Raw genomic sequence first — 2008 nt, forward strand, 5'->3', positions numbered from 1 at the left:
CCCTTATGTCCAAGATTACTATCAGATTGACCATGAGCCGACCACTCATCTACACCATTATTCTAACGAATATGAGCTACAAACGCAAGAGAAAAACTTATTTTGGATTTATACACTATAGAAAACATACACTATCTTTAGATTGAACTTTTGTTCAAAATAAGCTATAATGAATTTAAGTAGAAACAGGAGGTAGAACAAATGGCTACAATCAGTTTAACACGTGATATAAAACTAACAAACGAAGATGCTCTAAAAATTCTTAATCATGAACCATCTAAAAAGCTACAAGCAGTCTTGAAATCTATTAAATCACAAGACGCTACCGCTCCAACGAAAAATAAACTCATTTTAAAGTATCTGTAAGATGACAATTCAAGTAACACCACTTAAGCAATATCTTGAAAATATTCAAGTGCTGGCTCCTGATAAAACTGAGAAACAAGTTCAGGAGCTATTTAAAACTATCATTTTAGAAAATGTTAATTTCAAAGATAATGAAGAGATGTTGACTTATCTATCTGATAAAGCTCCCAATTTTGAAAAACAACATCGTTCTCGTAATTTTATCGTTGAAGAAACTGAAACAAATAACATCATAGGATTCTTTAGTTTATCTCTCAAAGTTGTTGATATTTCTGATTTAAAGGAATCCTTAAAAAAGAAACTCGTCCTAAAAGGAAAAAGTCCCAAAAATATTGATTATCTCCCTGTGTTACTTATCGGTTAATTCGGCAAAAACACAAAGCTAAATAAACTATCAGGACAAGAGTTATTTGAAATTGTAATTCAAAAAATTGAAGAATTTCGAGCAATTGTAGGAACTCAGATGGTATTTTTAGATAGTATCAATCATCCTAAAGTCATTCAATTTTATGAACAGTTCGGATTTGTTGCTTACAGTCAATTGATTAAAGACGATCATCAAGTAAGTTATCAACCTATGGCATTAAATATGTCACTCTATAAAAAATAAGAATCATGTCACCTAAACTGATGACATGATTCTTTTATTTCACCGTATAAGCAAAACTGATGGCACTATCTGCTTGCGAGATTTTTCTAAAGGTATAGTTAGGGTTGCCACCATAGTTAGTTTCAGACACAAGGAAAGAACCATCATCATAGACTTTCTCGACAAAAGCCACATGACCGTAGATAGCTGGTGTGCCATGTGTACCTCCTACAAAAGAAACAATGGCACCTGCTCTTGGTGTAGAGCCAGTTTCCCCACCAAGACTTGAAGCTGTCGCAACCCAGTCTTGACCATTTCCCATGGTATTAATGATTGAAATCTTCTCACCATTACTTCCTTTTAATTTTAAGCCTAACTGATTCATACGAGCCGCAACACCCCATGTACATTGTCCATAGGCATAGGCCATACCATCTCCACCACCAGGAACAGAATTCTCATACAAGTCTCCACGGACACCTTCAAGGGATTGCGGGTCACTCTTTGCATGTCCTCCATTTGTTTGGCTAAAGCCTTTTTCAATTTGGTAATACCATTCCGTTGCTCTGGTTTGTCTTTCCAGTAGTTTGTCACCAGAATTTCCCTCCCAATAGGTAAGGAAGAGTTGGGCTAGATTGGCTGCACTGCCCGTATTTCCAAAGAAATCCTTTAACCAACTTTGATAGTAAGGACTATCCCCATGAAGCATAAAATCAAGTTGGAGATCTAAATCATACCACTTCTTATTTTTGATATGTGCATAATTCAATAAAGCTGTATGCCGTGTTGAACCATCTGCAGTATCCGTCCATTGACCTAACCCCAAACCTCTATGAAGGATATTAGGATAAGCACCACTATAAATGGCTGGACCTCCAATTGCTAACCAGGTTTCATCATCCCATGAGGAATCGGTAGCGCCAACAGGAGGAGATAAATAATCCCCTTCAGCTCGTTTTGGATTAATAGAAGATTCTACCGACCAATTTCCTAAAATAGCCGCAATGGCTTGGGGACTTGCCCCTTGAGATTTCAAAAACTCATAAATATGTT

4 protein-coding genes are annotated in these 2008 nt (G+C 36.4%); 3 read left to right on the plus strand and 1 reads right to left on the minus strand.

Going from position 1 to position 2008, the window contains the following annotated elements:
* Positions 1-201: 201 nt before the first annotated feature.
* From L0M85_RS09680 to L0M85_RS09690, 3 genes are all read left to right on the plus strand, one after another.
* The gene (locus L0M85_RS09680) at positions 202-366 is read left to right on the plus strand and encodes a hypothetical protein (RefSeq protein WP_171964973.1); all 165 of its coding nucleotides are present in this window, start codon (positions 202-204) and stop codon (positions 364-366) included.
* Position 367: 1 nt separating this feature from the next.
* A complete protein-coding gene (locus L0M85_RS09685; protein ID WP_238656933.1) occupies positions 368-730 on the plus strand; it encodes a hypothetical protein in 363 nt (120 codons plus the stop codon).
* 99 nt (positions 731-829) lie between these two features.
* Positions 830-976 (plus strand): hypothetical protein, encoded by a 147-nt coding sequence (locus L0M85_RS09690; protein WP_224781724.1) that lies wholly within the window; start codon positions 830-832, stop codon positions 974-976.
* A 34-nt stretch (positions 977-1010) separates the two neighbouring features.
* Here the strand turns inward: L0M85_RS09690 and L0M85_RS09695 are convergent.
* A partial coding sequence (locus L0M85_RS09695) for a phage tail tip lysozyme (protein ID WP_238656934.1) occupies positions 1011-2008 on the minus strand: 998 nt, incomplete at its 5' end.

The organism is Streptococcus sp. DFI.7.26 (assembly GCF_022240605.1).
Taxonomy (GTDB): domain Bacteria; phylum Bacillota; class Bacilli; order Lactobacillales; family Streptococcaceae; genus Streptococcus; species Streptococcus xiaochunlingii.

What these genes read in the sequence shown, in the direction of transcription:
- L0M85_RS09685 (WP_238656933.1), top strand. Translation starts at nt 368, where the DNA reads ATGACAATTCAAGTAACACCACTTAAGCAATATCTTGAAAATATTCAA.
- L0M85_RS09690 (WP_224781724.1), top strand. Translation starts at nt 830, where the DNA reads ATGGTATTTTTAGATAGTATCAATCATCCTAAAGTCATTCAATTTTAT.
- L0M85_RS09680 (WP_171964973.1), top strand. Translation starts at nt 202, where the DNA reads ATGGCTACAATCAGTTTAACACGTGATATAAAACTAACAAACGAAGAT.